The 16,044-nt window shown below is 72.9% G+C and carries 17 protein-coding genes; 5 read left to right on the top strand and 12 right to left on the bottom strand.

The window, feature by feature from the left end; genetic code table 11:
- Nucleotides 1-21: 21 nt before the first annotated feature.
- The 9 genes from AB0A97_RS26235 to AB0A97_RS26195 all read right to left on the bottom strand — a co-directional run bounded on the left by AB0A97_RS26235 (nt 22) and on the right by AB0A97_RS26195 (nt 5,143).
- Complete coding sequence (locus AB0A97_RS26235) at nt 22-243, bottom strand: gas vesicle protein (protein WP_361154446.1); 222 nt, start codon at nt 241-243, stop codon at nt 22-24.
- Nucleotides 240-1,067, bottom strand: a complete 828-nt coding sequence (locus AB0A97_RS26230) for a GvpL/GvpF family gas vesicle protein (protein ID WP_361154443.1) — start codon at nt 1,065-1,067, stop codon at nt 240-242. The genes AB0A97_RS26235 and AB0A97_RS26230 overlap by 4 nt, the downstream gene beginning before the upstream one ends.
- Nucleotides 1,064-1,387, bottom strand: coding sequence for a gas vesicle protein (locus AB0A97_RS26225; RefSeq protein ID WP_030019464.1), 324 nt, complete (start codon nt 1,385-1,387; stop codon nt 1,064-1,066). Before AB0A97_RS26225 ends, AB0A97_RS26230 begins: the two co-directional genes overlap by 4 nt.
- Nucleotides 1,384-2,565: an SRPBCC family protein gene (locus AB0A97_RS26220; protein WP_361154439.1), complete on the bottom strand. Its 1,182-nt coding sequence runs from the start codon at nt 2,563-2,565 to the stop codon at nt 1,384-1,386. The genes AB0A97_RS26225 and AB0A97_RS26220 overlap by 4 nt, the downstream gene beginning before the upstream one ends.
- Nucleotides 2,558-3,301 carry a hypothetical protein gene (locus AB0A97_RS26215; RefSeq protein WP_361154436.1) on the bottom strand — a complete coding sequence of 248 codons (744 nt, stop codon included), beginning with the start codon at nt 3,299-3,301 and terminating at the stop codon, nt 2,558-2,560. Before AB0A97_RS26215 ends, AB0A97_RS26220 begins: the two co-directional genes overlap by 8 nt.
- A gap of 107 nt (nt 3,302-3,408) precedes the next feature.
- The gene (locus tag AB0A97_RS26210; RefSeq protein ID WP_361154433.1) at nt 3,409-3,654 is read right to left on the bottom strand and encodes a gas vesicle protein GvpG; all 246 of its coding nucleotides are present in this window, start codon (nt 3,652-3,654) and stop codon (nt 3,409-3,411) included.
- A 3-nt stretch (nt 3,655-3,657) separates the two neighbouring features.
- Nucleotides 3,658-4,398 carry a GvpL/GvpF family gas vesicle protein gene (locus AB0A97_RS26205; protein WP_361154431.1) on the bottom strand — a complete coding sequence of 247 codons (741 nt, stop codon included), beginning with the start codon at nt 4,396-4,398 and terminating at the stop codon, nt 3,658-3,660.
- Complete coding sequence (locus tag AB0A97_RS26200; protein ID WP_030019468.1) at nt 4,395-4,826, bottom strand: gas vesicle structural protein GvpA; 432 nt, start codon at nt 4,824-4,826, stop codon at nt 4,395-4,397. Before AB0A97_RS26200 ends, AB0A97_RS26205 begins: the two co-directional genes overlap by 4 nt.
- On the bottom strand, nt 4,823-5,143 hold the full coding sequence (locus AB0A97_RS26195; RefSeq protein WP_361154428.1) for a gas vesicle protein: 321 nt from the start codon (nt 5,141-5,143) through the stop codon (nt 4,823-4,825). The genes AB0A97_RS26200 and AB0A97_RS26195 overlap by 4 nt, the downstream gene beginning before the upstream one ends.
- 400 nt (nt 5,144-5,543) lie before the next feature.
- On the opposite strand from AB0A97_RS26195, the gene AB0A97_RS26190 reads away from it, so the two are divergent.
- Entirely contained in the window at nt 5,544-5,759 is a 216-nt protein-coding gene (locus tag AB0A97_RS26190) for an I78 family peptidase inhibitor (RefSeq protein WP_361154425.1), read from the top strand.
- A 117-nt stretch (nt 5,760-5,876) separates the two neighbouring features.
- Here the strand turns inward: AB0A97_RS26190 and AB0A97_RS26185 are convergent, their stop codons facing one another.
- Together AB0A97_RS26185 and AB0A97_RS26180 are read right to left on the bottom strand one after the other, a co-directional pair.
- Nucleotides 5,877-6,899 carry a phosphatase PAP2 family protein gene (locus AB0A97_RS26185; protein ID WP_361154422.1) on the bottom strand — a complete coding sequence of 341 codons (1,023 nt, stop codon included), beginning with the start codon at nt 6,897-6,899 and terminating at the stop codon, nt 5,877-5,879.
- Between the two features lie 265 nt (nt 6,900-7,164).
- Nucleotides 7,165-8,370, bottom strand: coding sequence for a hypothetical protein (locus AB0A97_RS26180; protein ID WP_361154420.1), 1,206 nt, complete (start codon nt 8,368-8,370; stop codon nt 7,165-7,167).
- A gap of 212 nt (nt 8,371-8,582) precedes the next feature.
- On the opposite strand from AB0A97_RS26180, the gene AB0A97_RS26175 reads away from it, so the two are divergent.
- Together AB0A97_RS26175 and AB0A97_RS26170 are read left to right on the top strand one after the other, a co-directional pair.
- Nucleotides 8,583-10,202, top strand: coding sequence for an MFS transporter (locus AB0A97_RS26175; protein ID WP_361154417.1), 1,620 nt, complete (start codon nt 8,583-8,585; stop codon nt 10,200-10,202).
- A gap of 234 nt (nt 10,203-10,436) precedes the next feature.
- Nucleotides 10,437-11,633: an acyl-CoA dehydrogenase family protein gene (locus tag AB0A97_RS26170; RefSeq protein WP_361154414.1), complete on the top strand. Its 1,197-nt coding sequence runs from the start codon at nt 10,437-10,439 to the stop codon at nt 11,631-11,633.
- A gap of 62 nt (nt 11,634-11,695) precedes the next feature.
- Here AB0A97_RS26170 and AB0A97_RS26165 read toward each other — a convergent pair whose 3' ends face one another.
- Nucleotides 11,696-12,148 carry a cell division protein SepF gene (locus tag AB0A97_RS26165; RefSeq protein WP_361154411.1) on the bottom strand — a complete coding sequence of 151 codons (453 nt, stop codon included), beginning with the start codon at nt 12,146-12,148 and terminating at the stop codon, nt 11,696-11,698.
- Between the two features lie 853 nt (nt 12,149-13,001).
- On the opposite strand from AB0A97_RS26165, the gene AB0A97_RS26160 reads away from it, so the two are divergent.
- The gene (locus AB0A97_RS26160) at nt 13,002-14,927 is read left to right on the top strand and encodes an FAD/NAD(P)-binding protein (RefSeq protein WP_361154408.1); all 1,926 of its coding nucleotides are present in this window, start codon (nt 13,002-13,004) and stop codon (nt 14,925-14,927) included.
- Between the two features lie 53 nt (nt 14,928-14,980).
- A complete protein-coding gene (locus AB0A97_RS26155; protein WP_361154406.1) occupies nt 14,981-16,021 on the top strand; it encodes an LLM class flavin-dependent oxidoreductase in 1,041 nt (346 codons plus the stop codon).
- The last annotated feature ends 23 nt before the right edge of the window (nt 16,022-16,044 follow it).

Genomic DNA, 16,044 nt, shown 5'->3' with positions numbered 1-16,044 from the left:
CCCCGGACCCCGTCACGGACCTCACTGCTCCAACTCCTCGAAGGGCGAGGGAACGTTGGCGTTGACCGAGCTGATCAGGGCCCGCAGATCGATCCGTACGAGATCCACTTCGGCGATGCGCAGGGTGAGGTCGCCCGCGATGACCGCGCCGCCGCCCAGCAGCCGGTCCAGCAGGTCGACCAGCGCGATCTGCCGTTCGGCCAGCGGATTGTCCGGCTGCGGGCCGGCCACCGGGGACGTCATACCGCACCGGTCCCGGTGTCCCCGGCCGCCTCCGAGGGCTGCGGAGGCTGCGCGAAGGAGTACGGGGCCCACGGCCCCGTCAGCTCGATCCGCACGCCCGGGCTGCGGTCCGCCAGCTCACCGACCAGGCCCGCGAACGCCCCGGCCTGCTCGCGGGGGATCAGATAGGCGCCGTTGAGCACGTTGCGGCCGCTGACCCCGGACAGCCGGGCGTCCTGCGGGCGGTGCAGCCGGCTGCGCTCGGCGAACGTGTCCAGCGCCTCGTGCGCGGCGCGGGCCAGCTCGTCGGCGCGCCGCTGGTTCTGCTCCTGCGCCTGCCGGTGGGCCAGCCGCCGGCGCAGGAAGTCGCGGCCCGAGCCGCCCGCGGCCGCCTCGCGGGCCGACCCGCCCGCGGGAACGGCGGGCTTGGCGGCCCCGGCGTCCTCGACGTACGCCTTGACGCCCCACTCCATCCGGCCGTCCAGGCTCACCAGCGCGCTCAGGAACTCCTCGGCGCGCTGCGCGAGGACCTGCCGGACCCCGCGCGTGTCGCGGTGGACCGTCACCAGGCGCAGCGGCAGCACACAGAACTCCGCGGCCGCGGTGTCCACCACGCTGCGGTGTGCCCGGGCGGTCCGTTCCAGCCACGCCATGTCCTCCAGGTGGGCGCGGAGCGCCTCCTCCTCGAAGTCGGCGGCCGGCACCCGGGAGACCAGGGCGGCCAGCGCGCCCTCCGTGACGGTCTCCACGGGTGCGTCCGCGACGCCGAGCAGTCCGTCCGGCGGTCGGCAGCCTGCCCGGGCGACGGCGTAGGTGTACATCAGCTCGGCGCCGTGCGTACTCAAGTGATCTCCTCTCGCGGCTCCTGGTCGCCCTCCAGGGCGGCGATCCGCTCGCGCAGCCGTTCGTTCTCCTGGGCGAGTTCGCGGCGCCGGGCACCGGAGGACAGCGACGGGTCGTCGCGCCACCAGTCGATGCCCATCTCCTCCGCCCGCTCGACCGAGGCCACGATCAGCCGCAGCTTGATCGTGAGCAGCTCGATGTCGAGCAGGTTGATGCGGATGTCCCCGGCGATGACCACGCCCTTGTCCAGGACGCGTTCGAGGATGTCGGCGAGGTTGGCGCCGCCGTTCGAGCCGTACGGGGAGGGGACCTGGGAACTCATCGGGCCGGCTCCGGCTCCCGCTCGTCCTCGGTGTCCGCCGGTTCCTCGTCGTCGTACTCGTCCGCGGCGTCCTCCTCGTCGTCGTACGCGTCCTCGGGCTCGTCGTCGGCGTCCTCGGCGTCGTCGTCGTACGTGCCCTCGGCGTCGTCCGCTTCCTCGTCGGCCGCCTCGGTGTCCGCTTCCTCGTCCTCGGCTTCCGGTTCCCCGGCGTCCTCGGCGTCGTCGTACGCGTCCTCGGCGTCCGGCTCCTCGTCGGAGTCGCCGGTCTCCTCCTCGTACGCGTCCTCGGACGGCTTGCCCGCGCCCTCGGTTTCCTGCTCGGCGCGGTCCTGGTCCGCGCCCTGCTCGTCGCGCTCCTGTTCCTCGCGCTCGACGGCCTCGTCATGGCCGACGACGACCTCGCCGTCCCGGATCTCGCCGCGCCACTCGCCGGTCGCCTCGCCCCGCATCATCACGAAGCGGCGGAAGTTCTTCAGATCGAGCCGGGCGCGGCGGCCCTGTGCCCGCCAGATGTTGCCGGTCTTCTCGAACAGACCCTTGGGGTGGTACTCGATGACCAGCAGCACCCGGGTGAGGTTGGCGGCCAGCTCGTGGAAGGTGACGACGCCCTTGAGGGTGCCCTTGGCGCCCTCGGAGGTCCAGGTGATGCGCTCGTCGGGGAGCTGCTCGGTGGTGTGCGCCTTCCAACTGCGCGTGGACCAGAAGATCTTGGCGCGCCAGTTGGAGTCGGTGTCGTCCGTGGACTCCACCCCCTGCACCCCCTTGGCGAAGGTGCTGAACTCCTGGAACTGCGTCCACTGGTTGTACGCCTCGCGCACCGGCACGCCGACGTCGACGTCCTCGCTGATCGTGACGAACTTGCCCTTGCCGCCGCCGCCCTTGCGCCCGCCGGTGAGTTTCTTGAAGGCGCCCTTGACGGAGTTCTTGGCGGTGTCCTTGACCGCGCCCTTGAGGGTGTCCTTGATCACCGGCCCGATCAGGCTGTCACTGCGCCCCTCGGCCACGTCCGTGAGCCGGGTGGTGGCCTCGCCGAGCCGCTTGCCGGTGGCCACCAGCAGGCGCTGGGCCTGCGCGGCGGCGAACGAGACGGCCTCTTCCTTCAGACGGTCGACGGCCGGGTTGCCGGCCACGGTCTCCTTGACGGTGGCCATCGGACCGCCGGACTTCGTGTCAGCCACGGTCCTCACCTCCGCTCCGGCGGGTGCCGGCGCGAGCCGTCTTCTTCGCGGCCGAGGCGGTCTTCTTCGGCGCGGCTGCCGCCTGCTTCGCGGGCCGTTTGCGCTGGTCCGGCGCGGCCTTGGTGCCGGAACCGGAGTCGGACTTGGCGCCGGTCCTGGCGGAGGTCTTCGAGGACCGCGCGCTCTGCTTCTTGGCGGCGCCGCGTCCCTCACCCCCGGACTTGCGCGCACCGCTGCCGCGGCTTCTCGGCGCGCTCTCCTCCTCGCCGTCGTCGGACGCTTCCTCGTCGTCCCGCCCGCCGCCGGTCACGCCGCGCACGGTGTCCGCGGCCTTGCCGGCGGTCCCGCCGGCGTCCAGCCGGTCGCGCACGTTCAGAGTCCGCTCGTGCAGGCTGTCCGCCAGGGAGTCGAGGCGCTTGGTGACCAGTGCGCCGGTCGCCGCCTTGCCCACCCCCGCGAGGTCGCCGCGCAGTTGCTCGCGCAACTCCTTGAGCTGCGGGTTGGCGGCTATCTGGTCGTTGACCAGAGAGACCAGTTGCTGCGGGCTCAGATTCAGGCGCTTGCCCAGGACCATGCTGCCGATACCGATGGCGAGCTTGGCCTTCTTGGTGCGGCCGAGCAGATAGCCTCCGGCGACGGCCAGCACCAGTGCCGGCCGGTTCTTCATGTCGGGGATCTCCTCCATGTCGGGTCGCGCTCGTCCGCCGTCCCGTTCCAGGGCTCGGACGTCCGGCACGACGCTCTCCGGGGATCTCGTACTGTCCGGTTCGGTGATGTCTTCGCGCTACGGGTTGCCGCTCCGGGGGAGCGGCACGGGGGCCGGGGCGGTCCGGAAGACCTTCCTCACGCCCCGGCCTGCCGCTGCCGCAGCTCTTCCAGCCGGTCCAGCAGCGCGTCCTCGCGCCGGTCGAACTCGGCCTCGTCGATCTGCCCGCTGTCCAGTTGCTCCGCCAGTTCCCGCAGTTCGCGCTGGACCACGGCCGGGTCGTAGTACTGCCGCTCGGCCTCGGTGAGGACCTGCCGCAGCACCCAGCCCGTCCCCCGTACAGGGGCGGCCGGGAGCAGCAGCAGCTCCTTGATCAGGCCCATCGGTCACTCCGCGGCGGCGGACTCTAGGGGGCGGACGAAGCTGTACGGCGGGAGCGGCCCGTTGACCAGCAGCTCCAGGTGCGGGTGGTCGGCGCCGAGCCGGTCGGCGGCGTCCAGGAACGCGGCCGCGTCCTCGCGCCGCATCAGGAAGGACAGGTTCACCAGCCAGCCGGAGCCCTCGGGACCGGGGCAGGACTGCTCCGCCTTCGGCACCAGCGCCGCTTCCACGGTGTGCGCGTCGGCGACCTCACGGGCCCGTACGGCGTTGGCGACCAGTTCGCCGAGCCGCAGCTTCTGCTGGTACGCGCCGCCGCCTGCGGCCTGGTTGGCCTCGTTGAGGGCGCGGATCTCCGGCTCCTCCGTCAGCACCCGCCGCAGGACGTCCTCTTCGCGGTGGGCGGCCTTGACGTTGTACTCGACCCGCCCGTTGAGGTCGTCCAACTGCGCCTTGTAGTGCTCGGCGTGTTCGGCCAGGACGTCCTGGACCGCCTCGTCGTCGTCGGAGAGCGAGCCGAAACGCAGCGGCAGCACCGCTCCGTCCGCGCCGGCCTCGGTCAGTACGTGCTGGTGGGCGAGGAGGTCACGGCGCTTGGGCCGCAGCTTGTCGGGACAGTCGCTGACGATCGCGGCCAGGTCGCCCTGGCGGACGATGCGGACCGGGCGCGGCGGGTCGCCGATGCCCAGGATCTCCTGCTCGGGCTTCGGGTGGTCGGCGCGGGCGATGCCGTAGACGTACGTGCTCACTCGCTCTCCTCCTTCTTACGGGAGGTGGTGCGCCGCGGCCTGCGCTGCGGTTCGCCCTCGCTCTCGGCCTTGTCCCGCCCCGAGCCGATCGCCTCGGCGAAGGTCTCGGCCGCGCCGGAGAGCGCTCCCTTGGACTTGCCCTTGGCGCCGGACTCGGTGACCTGGCCGACGACGTCGGGCAGGCCGGGGCTCTTGTTGGCGCCGGTCTCCAGGTCGAGACGGTTGCAGGCTTCGGCGAAACGCAGATAGGTGTCGACGCTGGCCACCACCACACGGACATCGATCTTGAGAATCTCGATACCGACCAGTGAGACGCGGACGAACGCGTCGATCACCAGGCCGCGGTCGAGGATCAGCTCCAGGACGTCGTAGAGGCCACTGGTGCCGCCCCCGCCCCCGGACTGCTGTTGTGCCGGGACAACGGTCATGACTGTGGTCTTCCTCTCGCACGCTCGTAGCGGCTGACGCGCCGGTAGCCCGTGAGCATTCCGTCCGGGTCGAGCGTGACCTCGTACAACGCCATGAGGCTCATCGTCTCGGGTACCCGGGCGAGCTCCAGCACCTCGGTCTCCAGGACCCAGCCGTCCTCGGTCTTCTCGAACCGGGACACGGTCTCGGGGTTCATGCCGGTCAGCTCGGCGAGCTGTTCCCGTGCCGACCGCAGGAGTTCCGGTGCGCTGGGGCGGGCGGACGCCGCTCGGTGGTTGTTGCTCTTGTCCGGTGTGTTCGCTGTGTTGTCTCCCATGGGCTCCTCGGCATCAGCGAGTACCGCACGGCGGTGGAGTCAAACCCGCCGACCGGCACCGATGCTTGCGAAATATGCTGCGGCGGCGTGCCGTCGGTTCATTTCCGGGATGTCGGACACCGTAAAAAGGAAGGAATAAAAGGCTGCTGACGGGGAATTAATTCCGGCCGCTCCCGGAGGGTCCGGAGCCGGCCTCCGACGGGCGATCAAGGCTGAAATCAGACCGACGTCGTTTCCCACCCGGTTGGTGCAGTGCCCGGCTCGTACGGGTGACGGAAAAGAGGGCAAACACGCGCTGTCATGCTGTGACAGAAGTGTGACCAAGGGGGGACCGGGCAGGTACGCGCGTATGGCACCCCGGCCCTTCCACCTGCTGCGCGGTACGCCTACGGTGGCTGCCATGGCACCCGTACCGAACTCCCCTTCCGAACCCGACGACGACCCCGAGACCTACGTCGGGCTGGCGCAGCAGGCCGCCGAGGAGCGCGCCCGCGCGCACGGCTGGACCACGGTCCGGTCCCTGGCGCCGGGCACGATCATCACCATGGAGTACCTGGGCGGCCGCCTGAACTTCGAGGTCGAGGGCGGCTCGGTGACCCGTAGCTGGAAAGGCTGAGCGGCCGGCGGCGGACCCGGACAAGGCGACGGCCCCGGCGCTCCGACAGGAGCGGCCGGGGCCGTCGGCCGCGCGGGGGAGAGGCTGTGCGTACCGTCCCCGCGGGTCGGGTGGCGGTCAGCTCCCGCCGGTGCGGCCGCGGACCGGGGCCGGGGTCAGCGGCGCGGTGCGCGGCGCGCGGTCCGCGTGCGGCGGGCGCCGGCTGCCGGTCGGGGTGACCGGGGTGCGCTCCGAGCGGACCGTGTGCGGCCGCGGCGGGTGGTGCGGGCGGCTGTCCGCGGCGCGGGTGGCGGTGCCCGGCCTGGCGACGCCCATCGCGTCCCGGACCAGCACCTCTTCCTCCGGCGCCGGCCGCGGCGCGGACAGACCGGTACGGGCGTGCGCCGGGGTGAGCGGCGCAGGCGCCGGCAGCCAGCGGGTGCGCAACTGCTGCCACAGGGCCGTCAGCCGGGACTCGGCCCACTCCACTCCGGGCTCGAACCAGGGCAGCGCCAGCAGCACCAGCAGCCCGGCGGCCCAGCCCAGCAGCACATCGCTGACCCAGTGGGTACCGAGGTAGACGGTGGTCATGCCGACACCCAGGGCGCCGAGCGCGGCGATCACCGAGAGTGCGCGGCGGCGCAGCGGAGTGGTCGCCAGATAGGCCAGGACGCCCCAGGTGACGACGGCGTTCGCGGTGTGACCGGAAGGAAATATATCGCCGCCCAGCCACATCTCGTTGGCGCCGATGGTGGTCGCGTAGTGCGGGCCGAGCCGGCCCATGCCCAGCTTGGCGGCGCCCGCGGTGATGTTGAGCAGCAGCAGCGAGGTGCCCAGCACCAGCAGCGGGTGGAGGTTCTTGGTCCGCCAGCAGCGCCAGCCCAGCCAGGCCGCCACGGCGACCGCGGTGGGGCCGCGCTGGCCCAGGACCACGAAGTAGTCGAGGAAGGCGTGGATCTCCGGCCACTGCTTGTACGGCCGGAAGAGCATGGCCTGCCAGTCGAAGGTGACCAGCCATGAGGTGGCGAGCACACCGGCCACGATCGCCACGTACACCGCGAGCGTGCCCCCGAACAGCCACCAGCGGGTCCGGGTCATGCGTGACGGCGGGCGGTCGGGCGGGTGCTCCTCCATCTGGTCGAGCTTGTCATCGGTACGCACTCAATCGACGTTACCGCGTGTGATGTCGGTGCTTGGTCAAACTGTGAGCTTTGTAATGACGATGTGATGTGCAATCTGTCTCAAAGGTGACTTTGGCCAAGGGATTTCGGAAGGAATTCACCGGCCGTCGGATTGCCTCCGGGAGGGGTGTCGGCGGAGGCCCCGAGCGGCTTCTTTCCAATTCGCCGGAGGAGTTTATCGCCGATTCGTGCGGGTGTCGCGGTCCGTTTCCCCGCAGGGGCGTTCACGGAGGGGAATCCTCCGTTCACGGCGGGCCCGAACCGTTCAGCCAGAACGCCCCGTACACCGCCGACCCCACGCTGACCAGGGCCGTCACCGTCCAGGACACCGCCGGACGCCACCGCGCCAGCCCGGCGGCGAGCGGCAGCAGCAGCGGATAGGCGGGCATCATCAGGCGCGGCTTGGAGCCGAAGTACCCCTTGGCCGTCAGCGCCAGCAGCAGGACGACCCCGCCGTAGACGAGCAGCGGCAGCGGCTGCCCCTGGCGCGCGCCCCGGACGTAGAGCCAGACCACCAGAGCGACACCGGCCAGCAGTCCGAGGCCCGCCGGGAAACCGAGGTCCCACAGGAACGAGGCGAAGGCCACGCCACCGTCGAAACCGTTGCCCCAGCCGCCCTGGACGTCCAGATACGCGGTGATACCGCCTTCCCGGACACCCACCCAGAGGAAATAGCCGCACCAGCCGAGCGGCGCCAGCAGCACGCCCAGCAGCATCCGCCGGTGCCGGCGCAGACGCAGTCCGCCGCCCGGCCCGCCGTCCGCCGGTCCGCCGCCCGGTGCGCGGTCCCGCCACAGCGTCACCACCGCGGTGATCCACACCGCCGCGACCACCGCGGCCCCCACCGGCCGGGTCAGTCCCGCCAGCGAGGCCAGCACCCCCGCGGTCACCCACCGCCCGGTCAGTACGCAGTACACCCCCCACGCCGCGAGCGCGGTGAACAGCGACTCCGAGTACGCCATCGACTGCACGATCCCCACCGGCAGCGCCGCCCACAGCGCCGCCAGCGCGACACCGGCCCGCGGCCCGTGCAGCCGCTCGCCGGTCAGATACAGCGCCCAGGCGGCGGCGAGCGACGCGAGCCAGGACACCGCCAGACCGGCGTCGGCGGCGGACAGCGACGTCACGGCGGAGAGCCCGCGCTCCAGCCACGGCAGCAGCGGGAAGAACGCCAGGTTCGAATGCACGTCCCCGTTGGCAAGCTGGACGCTGTAGCCGTACCCCTGCTCGGCGACCCGGGTGTACCAGAGCGCGTCCCAGCGGGCGGTGAGCAGGGTGTGCCAGCTCTTGCCGTGCGCGGCGGACCAGGCCGCCAGGACGACGAGCCCCAGCGCCCGGATCGCGGCGTACACCAGCAGGGCGGGGGCGGCCCGGCGCAGCGCGGAGCGCGGCCGGTCCGTCCGGCCGGGTCCGTTCCGCTCCGGGCCGCGAAAGGGGGCAAGATCGTTCATCCGGCCGATTATCCCGTGGCCGGAGTCCGCCGTCCGTCAACGGGTATGGGAACCGCCGGGCCCTGCGACGAGCGTCTCATCGTGGGGTGAGCCACGCGTCACGTCACGCGACTCGCGTAGTCTGACGTCTCAACTCGCCCGTCCGCCGGTTCCGCCGGAGCGCCTCCCGCGCCCCGGCACGCGGCCGCGAGAGCATGACAGGAGGTACGCGAATGTCCGGGACTACCACGTCCGGCAGCGAGCGGACGGCGGGGGTTCCCCGGCATGGAGGTGGCGGCGCCAACCGCTGGACCGTACTGGTCGTGCTCTGCGTCAGCCTGCTGTTCGTCGCGCTGGACACCACCATCCTGTACGTGGCGGTGCCGTCGGTCACCGAGGACCTGCGTCCCGGGCCGGTGGAACTGCTGTGGATCGTGGACATCTATCCGCTGATCGCGGCGTCCCTGCTCATCCTCTTCGGCACGCTCGGCGACCGGGTGGGCCGCCGCCGCATCCTGCTCATGGGGTACGGCCTGTTCGGCGCGGCCTCGGCCGCCGCCGCACTGGCGCCCAACCCGCAGACGCTGATGATCGCCCGGGCCCTGCTCGGCATCGGCGGCGCGATGATCATGCCGGCGACGCTGTCGATCCTGCGCCAGGTCTTCCCCGACCGGCGCGAGCGGGCGGTCGCCATCGGCGTGTGGAGCGCGGTGGCCGCCGTCGGCGCCGCGGTCGGACCGGTCCTCGGCGGTTTCCTCGTCGAGAACTTCTGGTGGGGCTCGGTCTTCCTCATCAACATCCCGATGATGGCGGTCATGGCCCTGATAGGACGCTGGCTGCTGCCGGAGTCCCGGGGCGAGCGCAACGGGCCCTGGGACACCGTCGGCGCCGTCGTCGCGGCGCTCGGTGTGCTCGGTGTCGTCCTCGGCGTCAAGCGCATCGGCAGCGGCGAGGCACTGCTCGGCCCGACCACGCTGGGCTCCCTCCTCGTCGGTGTCCTGCTGCTGATCGTCTTCGTACGGCGCCAGCGCCAGCGCGAGCATCCGCTCATCGACATGCGGCTGTTCGCCCGCCCGGCCTTCGGCACCTCCGTGGGCTGCATCGTGCTGGCGATGCTCGCCCTCGTCGGGCTGCAGCTCATAGCCGTGCAGTACCTCCAGCTCGTCCTCGGCCTGAGCCCGCTGGAGACCGGGCTGCGGATGCTGCCGCTGGTCTTCGCCGCGATGGCCGCCGGGCTCACCGGCTCGAAGGTGCTGCAGGCCATCGGCCCCAAGGTGATGGTCTCGCTGGGCTTCGTGCTCACCGCGGCCGCGGTGCTCTGCCTGACCGCGATGGACGAGACGGACCGGCCCTGGCTGCTCGTGCTGGGATTCGTACTGCTCGGCTTCGGCTTCCAGAGCACCCTCTTCGGCGCCTACGAGTCGATGCTCAGCGAGGCCCCCGCCGACCAGGCGGGCGGCGCGGCGGCCATCGGTGAGACCTCCTACCAGCTCGGCGCGGGCATCGGCGTGGCCCTGCTCGGCAGTGTCATGAACGCCGCCTACGCCCCGGGGCTGGCCCACGTGGACGGCGTCCCGGACCGGGCGTCCGCCTCGGCCGCGCACTCGCTGGGGGAGGCGTACAAGGTCGCCTCCTCGCTCGGCGACACGGCGAAGTCGGTGCTGCGCGACGCCGCGCAGGGCTCCTTCGTGCACGGGCTGCACGTCACGCTCGTCACCAGCGCCGTGCTGCTGCTGGTCGGCGCGGTGATCGCGCTGCGACTGCCGCGGCGGGCCGCGGACGCGGGGGACCGGACCGACAGCGACGGGACGCACTGCGGCTCGGAGCCGGCGCGCGCGAACACCGGACGGTAGCGGGAACCACCGGGCGGAAACGGAACAAGGACGGTAGCGGAACCAAGGGGGACGGGGGCTGCGGCGCGGGGAGTACGGCGCTGAGCGGGGGCTTTGCGTACGGGGCGGGGCGGCCGGGCAGGGGCTGTGCCCACGGCGGGGCCCTTGCCGCCGTGCCGCGGCCGCCCGTAACGTCGGACCTGGATAACTAACACCGCTAGTTTTTGTGCGCGCGCAGCTACCGGAGGCCCCGCCATGTCCGCATCCCCGTCCCCGAAGCTCCCGCCCTTCGACGCGGAAGACCCGCTGGGCCTCGACGACCTGCTCTCCGACGAGGACCGGGCGGTACGCGCCACCGTCCGTCAGTGGGCCGGCGACCGGGTCCTGCCGCACATCGCCGAGTGGTACGAGCAGGGCGAACTGCCCGGCATCCGGGACCTGGCCCGCGAACTGGGCTCCCTCGGCGCCCTCGGCATGGCGCTGACCGGGTACGGCTGCGCGGGCGCCTCGCACGTCCAGTACGGCCTGGCCTGCCTGGAGCTGGAGGCGGCCGACTCGGGCATCCGCTCGCTGGTCTCCGTACAGGGCTCGCTCGCCATGTACGCGATCTGGCGCTTCGGCTCCGAGGAGCAGAAGCGGCGCTGGCTGCCGGACATGGCGTCCGGCGAGACCATCGGCTGCTTCGGCCTGACCGAGCCGGACCACGGCTCCGACCCCGGCGACATGCGCACCCACGCCAGACGGGACGGCGGCGACTGGGTGCTCACCGGCCGCAAGATGTGGATCACCAACGGGTCGGTGGCCGGCGTCGCGGTGGTCTGGGCACAGACCGACGACGGCATCCGCGGCTTCCTCGTCCCGGCCGGCACCCCCGGCTTCAGCGCGCCCGAGATCCGGCACAAGTGGTCGCTGCGCGCCTCGGTCACCAGCGAACTGGTCCTGGACGGGGTACGACTGCCGGCCGACGCGGTGCTCCCCGACGCCAAGGGGCTGGGCGGCCCGCTGCGCTGCCTGGGCCACGCCCGGTACGGCATCGTGTGGGGCGCGATGGGTGCCGCGCGCGCCAGTTTCGAGGCCGCGCTGGAGTACTCCCGTACCCGCGAGCAGTTCGGCAAGGCCATCGGCGGCTTCCAGCTCACCCAGGCCAAGCTGGCCGACATGGCCGTGGAACTGCACAAGGGCATCCTGCTCGCCCACCACCTGGGGCGGCGCTTCGACGCGGGGCGGCTGCGGCCGGAACAGATCAGTTTCGGCAAGCTCAACAACGTACGGGAGGCGATCGAGATCTGCCGTACGGCCCGTACGGTCCTCGGCGCGAACGGGATCTCGCTGGAGTACCCGGTCATGCGGCACGCGACGAACCTGGAATCGGTGCTCACCTACGAGGGCACCGTCGAGATGCACCAGCTCGTGCTGGGCAAGGCGCTCACCGGCCTCGACGCGTTCCGCTGAGCGGACCCGGCCGGCGGCCGAGGGCGTCGGCCGGGGGGCGTCGGCCGCCCCGGCCCCGGCGCTCAGCTCTGGTTGAAGAAGCCGCCCTCGGGGCGGCGCCGGCCGGGCTCACCGCTGAGGATGCGGTAGTCGGCCGGGGTGAGCAGGAAGACGCGCGTGGCGACCCGCTCGATGGAGCCGCGCAGCCCGAAGGTCAGCCCGGCCGCGAAGTCCACCACGCGCTTGGCGTCGGAGGAGTCCATCGCGGTCAGGTTGACGATGACGGGAATGCCGTCCCGGAACAGTTCCCCGATGCCGCGGGCGTCCCCGAAGCCCTCCGGGGTGACGGTGGCGATGCGGGTGCTCTGGTCCTGGGCGCTCTCGTCGGCGACCTGGACGCGCGGGTCGGTCACCCAGGGGGTGTTACCGGTGCTGCCGGGCTCGGACCCCTCGGCGTAGTCGTCGTCGTAGTAGCGCTCGTCATCGTTGTCGTCGACGAGGCCCAGCCAGGCGCTTGCCTTGCGTACCGATCCCATTGACGCCTCCTCTCACCCGCGGTCTGTGTGTCCGCACCTCTATCGTCGTCCATGATGCGGATGCTCTGCCAAGTGGATAGCCGCCGCACGGGGGGTTCGTGACACATCTGGTGCAAAGAGGGTGGCATGGCGTCAGAACTGGGAAGAGTCGCGGGAACTGACCGTGTGAAGGCTGTCACATCGAGTGTCGGAACGTCCAGTGGCCGACCGGTACCCGATCGTTCTTGCATTCAAACCGGACGGAATGCGAACCGCCCGAGTGCGGGCGGTGTCCCGTTCCACCCCGTACGGGGGGTCAGGTGAACCCGGCCGGCCGCAGGTGTGAGGCGTGGCGTTGACCCGGGGCCGCGCCGGCGGCCCGGCGGCGCGGCTGCCGAACTTTGTCGACAATGCGTTACCGGGGCCGGACGGGGCAGGCGTGGAGCGAGGGTGAAGCGTGGAACGGCAGACGAGGGTGGAGCTACGAGGGGAGGGGCGCGCCGACGGGGCGCGGGCGTGTGAAGGCGCGGCGGACGGGAGGAGAAGCCGCGAAAGGCCCGGCCGGGACGGCGGCGGGCGGGCAGCGGGTCAGCTCAACAGGACGCCGACCACACACGACCGAAGTCGATGTGGTCGCGGGTGACCAGCCACTGCCGTGAGTCCATGCGGCCAAGTGGAACAGGCTTCCGGTTCCCCGTCAACCATGACGTGCTCCGTTGCTCACAGTCCGGACAGCCTTGACAGCGGGGCGTCCCGGGCGCATAGCCTCAAGGATCGGCCGTGCTGAGGGGCGCGGTCCGGTGGCGGCCCCGGGCCCCGTGTGTGAAGACGCTCAACTCCCAGTGGGATCACTGCGTCCACGGAGCCTTCACGCATGTCTGCGACCGACAACGCGCCGTACCCCGCGCCGTCCGCGCGGCCCCTCCACCCCCCGTCCCCCGCCCCGGCCCGCCCGTCCGTCGTCCTTGTCGGCGCGGGCCCGCGCGGCACCGGCCTGATCGAGCGCATCGCCGCCAACGCCCCCGAGCTGTACGGCGCCGCGCCCCTGGACCTGCACCTGGTCGACCCGTACCCGCCGGGCGGCGGGCGCGTCTGGCGCCGCGACCAGTCCCCGCTGCTGTGGATGAACTCGACGGCCGAGGACGTCACCATGTTCACCGACGCGTCCGTCGAGCTGCGGGGACCGGTACGCCCCGGGCCCTCGCTCGCCGAGTGGGCCGCCGGGGTGCGCGCGGGCGAGTTCCCCGTACCCGGCGAACTGGCGGCGGCGGTGGGCGGGTTGGGGCCGCAGGGGTTCGCCGGGCGGCAGGTGCAGAGCGCCTACCTGGAATGGGTGTACGAGCAGGCGGTGGCCGCGCTGCCGCCGGGCGTCGCCGTGCACGGGCACCGCTGCCGCGCGGTGCGGGTCACGGGCCCGCGCGGCGGCCGGCAGCAGGTGTGGCTGGCGGACAGGCCCACCCCGCTCGTCGCCGACCTCGTCGTCCTCGCCCTCGGCCACCTCGACGCCCAGCCGCCGCCGGAACAGCGGGCCCTGGCCGCCTTCGCCGCGCGCCACCACCTGACCTACCTGCCGTCCGACTTCACCGCCGACGCGGGCCTGGACGCCCTGGTCCCCGGCGAGCCGGTGCTCGTGCGCGGCTTCGGGCTCGCCTTCGTCGACCTGATGGCGCTGCTCACCGAGGGGCGCGGCGGCGCGTACGAGGCCGGGCCGGACGGGGAGCCGGTGTACCGGCCGTCGGGGAAGGAGCCGGTCCTGTACGTCGGGTCGCGGCGCGGCGTCCCGTACCACTCCAAGATCGGCTACACCTGGCAGGGCGAACGGCCGCCGCTGCCGCGCTTCTTCGGCCCCGCGCAGGTGGACGACCTGCTCGCCCGGCCCGGCGGCTACGACTTCCGGCGCGACGTCTGGCCGCTCATCGCCAAGGAACTGGGCCACGCCCACTACCACCGGCTGTTCACCGCGCACCCGGAACGGGTCCGCGGCGACCGGGCCGCCTTCGAGGAGCGGTACGCGGCCGCCGGACCGCTCGGCCCGCAAGTGCGGGCGCTGGTCGCCGCCGCCGTCCCCGACCCCGCCGACCGCCTCGACCTGGACGCCCTCGACCGGCCGCTGGAAGGTGTCCGCTTCCCCGGCGCGGACGCCTTCCAGGACGGCCTGCGCGCATACATCGAGGCCGACCTCGCCCGGCGGCACGACCCCGCCCACAGCCCCGACCTGGCCGTCTTCCTCGCCCTGCTGTCGGTGTACGGGCAGCTCGTACGGCTCGGCGACCACGGCCCGTGGTGGCACGGCTTCTTCAGCCACCTCGCCTCCGGGCCGCCCGGCCCCCGCCTGCGGCAACTGCTCGCGCTGTCCCGCGCCGGAGCGGTGCGCTTCCTCGGCGCCGGCACCACCGTCACCCCCGACCCGGAGCGCGGCGTGTTCTCGGCCACGAGCGCGAGCGTGCCGGACGTACGCGTCGAGGCCCGGGCGCTGGTGGAGGCGCGGCTCCCGCAGCCCACCGTGACGGACACGAAGGACCCGCTGCTGCGCGGCCTGTACGACGACGGGGCCGCCGCGACCAGCAGCGGCCTGCTCGCCGTCGACCCCGGCGACGGCCGGGTGCTGGACCGTGCCGGGCAGCCGCACCCGCGCCGCTTCGCGCTCGGCCCGCACACCGACGCCCGCGCCTCCGGCGCCTTCGCCCGGCCCCGTACCAACGCCCCCGCCTTCCGGCAGAACGACGCCACCGCACGCGCCCTGCTGCGGTTCCTGCGCGCGCACGCCGTACCGGAGCCGGCCCGGTGCCCACCCGGCTGAGCAGCACCACGGCATCCGCCACCTCCCCGTGCCCAGCGACGAAAGGCCGTCCCATGCCCCAGCCCTCCTGCTCCCTGCGCCCCCTGCACCTCGCCTTCGCACTCGACGGGCCGCCCCGCCGGGCCCGCCGCGCCCCCGAGCTCTACGACCCGGAGCACTACGTCCGCCTGGCCCGGCTCGCCGAGCGCGGCACCCTGGACTTCGTCACCCTCGGCGACTCCTTCGCCCGGCCGGGCCCGGACGCGCTCGCCGTCCTCGCCCGGGTCGCGCCGCGCACCGGCCGCCTCGGCCTGGTCCCGGCCGTCACCACCACCCACACCGAGCCGTTCCACGTCTCGACCGCCGTGAACACCCTGGACTGGGTCAGCCGCGGCCGGGCGGGCTGGACCGTGGAGGTGTCCGGCACCCCCGCCGAGGCCCGCCTCTTCGGCCGCCGGGACGCCGCGCCCGCCGACGCGCTGTGGCGGGAGGCGGGCGAGGTCGCCGACGTGGCCGCCCGGCTGTGGGACAGCTGGGAGGACGACGCGGAGATCCGCGACACCGCGACGGGCCGGTTCGTCGACCGCGACAAGCTCCACCACGTCGACTTCCGCGGCACCTCCTTCTCCGTACGCGGACCGTCCATCACCCCCAGGCCGCCGCAGGGCCGCCCGGTCGTCGCCGTCGATGCCACCGCCCGGCCCGCGCGGCAGGTGGCCGCGGCGCACGCGGACGTCGCGTTCGTCCGGGTGGAGGACCCCGCCACGGCGGCCGCCGCCCGCGCCGACCTGCGCGAGCGCGCCCGCTCTCTGGGACGTGACCCGGACCGGCTGCTGGTCCTCGCCTCGCTGCCGGTCGAGCTGTACTGCTCCGGCGATGCCGTCGGACTCGCCGACCTGCTCGGCGACTGGCACGCGGACGGCGCGGGCGACGGCTTCCACCTGCGGCCCGCCGACCCCGCGCGGGACCTCGCGCTGCTCGTCGACGGCACCGTGCCGGTGCTCCAGCACCGCTGCCTGCTCCGCCGCTTCTACCCGGGCACGACGCTGCGCGAGCACCTCGGCCTGCCGCGCCCGGCCAACCGCTACGCCCCGGCCCGGAAGGTCTCCTCGTGACCGGGTCCAGTACATCGACGCGT

This window comes from Streptomyces sp. NPDC045470 (genome assembly GCF_040646595.1).
GTDB lineage: Bacteria > Actinomycetota > Actinomycetes > Streptomycetales > Streptomycetaceae > Streptomyces.
The sequence above is the reverse complement of the archived record's forward strand: the minus strand, read 5'-3'. Positions and strand labels throughout refer to the sequence as shown.